The organism is Pseudonocardia sp. (assembly GCF_025465255.1).
Taxonomy (GTDB): domain Bacteria; phylum Actinomycetota; class Actinomycetes; order Mycobacteriales; family Pseudonocardiaceae; genus Pseudonocardia.
In genome coordinates, this window is sequence record NZ_JAODNI010000192.1 from 1 (window position 1) to 4,045 (window position 4,045).

Consider the following 4,045-nt stretch of genomic DNA (forward strand, 5'->3'; position numbering starts at 1 on the left):
ACGAGCCGATCTCGCGGCGCTTCCTGGAGAACCCGGACCAGCTGGCGGACGCGTTCGCCCGGGTCTGGTTCAAGCTGACGCACCTCGACATGGGCCCGATCCAGCGCTACCTCGGGCCGCTGGTCCCCCAGGAGAGGCTGATCTGGCAGGACCCGGTCCCCGCCGTGGACCACGAGCTCGTCGGCGCGGAGGACATCGCCGCGTTCAAGAGCCTGATCCTCGCGTCGGGGCTGTCGGTCTCCCAGCTCGTCTCCACCGCGTGGGCGTCGGCCTCGACGTTCCGCGACAGCGACAAGCGCGGCGGGGCGAACGGCGCGCGGATCCGCCTCGAGCCGCAACGGGGCTGGGAGGTCAACGATCCCGACACGCTGGCGCAGGTGCTGCGCACCCTGGAGGGGATCCAGGAGTCCTTCAACAGCTCCGACACCGGGGGCAAGAAGGTGTCGCTGGCCGACCTCATCGTGCTCGGCGGGGCCGCCGCCGTCGAGCAGGCCGCCAGGGACGCCGGCCACGACGTGCAGGTGCCCTTCACCCCTGGGCGCACGGACGCGTCGCAGGAGCAGACCGATGCGGAGTCCTTCGCACCGCTGGAGCCGGCGGCGGACGGGTTCCGCAACTACCGGGGGAAGGGTAACCGGCTGCCGTCGGAGCACCTGCTGCTCGACCACGCGAGCCTGCTGACCCTGAGCGCGCCCGAGATGACCGTCCTCGTGGGTGGCCTGCGCGTGCTGGGCGCGAACTCCGGGCAGTCCCCGCTGGGCGTCTTCACCTCGGCACCCGGGTCACTGACCAACGACTTCTTCGTGAACCTGCTCGACATGGGCACGGAGTGGGCGGCGACGTCGGGAGACGGCGCGACCGCGGAAACCTTCGAGGGCCGCGACCGCACCACCGGCGAGGTCACGTGGACCGGCAGCCGCGTCGACCTCGTCTTCGGCTCGAACTCCGAGCTGCGCGCACTCGCGGAGGTCTACGCGAGCGACGACGCGCGGGAGAAGTTCGCGCACGACTTCGTGGCCGCGTGGGACAAGGTCATGAACCTTGATCGGTACGACCTCGCCTGATCCTCTGTCGGGCGGTCAGATGTCGGGAGAGGCGTCGTGACCGGTCAGCCGGTGTTGATCAGGTGTAGTGCGGTCTTGTTCCTCGTAACGGCGGGGTATCGGGTACGAACGGTAGCTTGTGGCGTACGAACGGCATAAGCTGGCCCGAATTGGTGCTCACCCTTGTCGGCGTGATTCATCCGGCGTAGAGTCCTGCCCGATTACAGATTTGTAATCAGGCATCGGGCCACGCAATTGGTTCGATGGGACGTTGTCTCATGCCAATATATGCTGCCGCAATCACAACCAGGTGTACGTGATCACACTGAGACAAGGGAGTTGAAGTGGGAGTACGTCCCGAAGGTCGTCACTCGGCCGGATTTGGTCGACCCGGAAAGTTTCGAGGTCAACTCGAAGAATGAGCCAGCAGTTGTATCAGGTCGCTGCTGATGAGCGGCGAGGCTGCGGGCTCGTGAGCAACCTTCCAGGTCGACGCGTCCGAGTTCGCTACTGCCTGCTGCGCTGTGGCGAATCGGGGGATTGGTCAACCGGTCGTTTCTTGTGCCAAGTGGAAGGTGTACAACCAGCCGCGACGTGCCACCGTGATCGCGACCGATGCGGAAAAGGATACAGGGATACCGATGCGGAAAAAGATACAGGGATTCGGGATGAGGAGGTGAAGCCCCGATGACGACCGCACAGGAGCGGGCCGACCTGCTGAGCAAGATCGGGTTGGACACGCAGAACAAAGCGGCACTGGGTCGGGTGCTGGGGACCGGAAGCATTGGGCAGGCCACGGAGAGAGCCGATGGCCGAATGGAGGCGACAATCCGGATCCGGCCTGATGAGCTGAGCTGGGATCCCTCGATCGTGGTCATGCCCCATGGGGGTGATATCGAGCTCGAGCTCATCAACGATGACCTGAACACGCACTGTGCGCTCTTGCCGAGCAATGGCGACAGGAAATTCATCTGGTTGGTGAACCATTCGCGAGGAAGGGCGACCCTCAACCTCGACGGCCCGGGCTACTACTGGTTCAGCTCGCCGACAGGCAACGACGAAGGCCGGGGACTGACCGGGGCCATCGTCGTGCTGGGGGACGTTCCGCCGGAGGCTCGCCTCGACCGTCCCGACCAGCCTCGGCCGTAGAAAGGAGTAGGCAATGACCGTTGAATACGTGGATGCGGGCGAGGCCGTCGACCAGGGAACTCTGAGCGGTAAGTCCCCGGGAGGGGAGACCGCGCCGCCGGTGGTCCGCGACGTCACCTACGAGCGCATTCTCGACGCCCGCTCGGAGCCCGAGAACTGGCTCACCTACTACGGCGCCTACGACGGGCAGCGGTACAGCCCGCTGGACCAGATCAATACGGAGAACGTCAAGCGCATCGGCCCCGCCTGGATCTTCCAGGCCGGCACGACCGGCATGATCGCGGGCGCGTCGACCTATTCGTTCGAGGCCGCCCCGATCGTCGTCAACGGGATCATGTTCCTCTCCGGCTGGGACGGCTGGGTATGGGCGCTCGACGCCCGCACCGGGAAGGAGATCTGGCGGTACAAGCACGCGACCCCCTTCGACGTGTCGCTGTGCTGCGGGAACGTGAACCGCGGGGTCGCCGTGGCCAAGGGAAAGGTCTTCGTCGTCACCCCGAACGCCCACCTGCTCGCGCTCGACGCCACCACCGGCAAGCGCGTCTGGGACAAGACCAACGGAGATGTGCGGGCCGGGGAGAGCGCCACGGTCGCTCCGCTGATCGTGAAGAACATGGTCATCGTCGGAAGCTCCGGCGGGGAGTTCGGGGTGCGCGGCCACCTGGACGCCTTCGATCTGGAAACCGGAGAGCACGTCTGGCGCTGCTACACGGTGCCGAAGCCCGGGGAGCCCGGCTCCGAGACCTGGCCCGCCGACGGCGAGGCATGGGCACGGGGTGGCGCGAACCCGTGGCTCACCGGGACCTTCGACCCGGAGACCAACCTGCTGTACATCGGCACCGGCAACCCGGCGCCCGACTTCGACGGAGCCGTGCGCGAGGGCGACAACCTGTTCACCGACAGCATCGTCGCGGTGGACGTCGACAGCGGGCAGATTCGCTGGCACTACCAGTGCACCCCGCACGACGTGTGGGATTACGACAGCATTTCGGAGTGCATCCTTTTCGAGTCGGACGGGCGCAAACTGCTCGGGCACTTCGACAAGAACGGCTACTTCTTCGTCGTGGACCGCACGAACGGCGAGCTGGTCCAGATCACCCCCTTCGTGGACCGAATCACCTGGGGGGCGATCACGCGGGACGGTCAGGTTACGGCCAAGGTGTACCCCGACGAGGAAGGCGTGCCGGTCCACTTCTACCCGGGTCCGGCCGGCGCAAAGGAATGGACCCACGCGTCCTACAGCCCGAAGACCGGGCTGTTCTACGTCCCGGTCCAGGACGTCGGGGCCACGGCAACCCGGCGGCGCCGGGAGTTCAAGGAGTCCATCCCGTACTGGGGCGCGGGCGTCAACGTCGACCTCGAGGACATGACCGGGTCCGTCAGCGCGTTCGACGCGGGCGGCGAGGAGAAGTGGCGCTGGCGCACCAAGCTCCCGATGTGCGCGTCGACGCTGGCCACGGGTGGCGACCTGGTGTTCGCCGGTGAGCCCTCCGGGGAGTTCAACGCCCTCGATGCCCGCACCGGGGAGCACCTGTGGCGGTTCCAGTGCGGCAGTGGCCACCACAGCAGCCCGATGTCCTACAGCGTCGACGGACGGCAGTACATCGCCGTGCCGGTCGGTTGGGGTGGGTGGGCCGAGGGGTTCCTGCCCGGCATGCTCGGGGCCGGCCACGGCAGCGCCCTGGTCGTCTTCGCCCTCCCGGAAACGCTGTAGTACCGCGAGGGAACCTGCCGGAATCTGGCAGAGAGGAGGTGGATCAATGGAGTCTCAGCTCGCCGTATGGGAGACGCCCGAGTTCGACCAGATCGCAGTCGCGCCTGAGGTGACCATGTACGTGGCTCAGCTGGAGGAC

General features: G+C 66.5%; 4 protein-coding genes. All 4 read left to right on the forward strand.

From position 1 onward, the window contains the following. A partial coding sequence (locus tag JWP64_RS23100) for a peroxidase family protein (protein ID WP_366890447.1) occupies window positions 1-1,064 on the forward strand: 1,064 nt, incomplete at its 5' end. Window positions 1,065-1,730: 666 nt separating this feature from the next. After that, the gene (locus JWP64_RS23105; RefSeq protein WP_297500797.1) at window positions 1,731-2,192 is read left to right on the forward strand and encodes an MSMEG_3727 family PQQ-associated protein; all 462 of its coding nucleotides are present in this window, start codon (window positions 1,731-1,733) and stop codon (window positions 2,190-2,192) included. 13 nt (window positions 2,193-2,205) lie between these two features. Next, a complete protein-coding gene (locus JWP64_RS23110; protein ID WP_297500800.1) occupies window positions 2,206-3,906 on the forward strand; it encodes a PQQ-dependent dehydrogenase, methanol/ethanol family in 1,701 nt (566 codons plus the stop codon). Window positions 3,907-3,952: 46 nt separating this feature from the next. Further along, window positions 3,953-4,045 (forward strand): pyrroloquinoline quinone precursor peptide PqqA (pqqA, locus tag JWP64_RS23115; protein WP_297500802.1); only part of this gene is annotated, 93 nt, incomplete at its 3' end.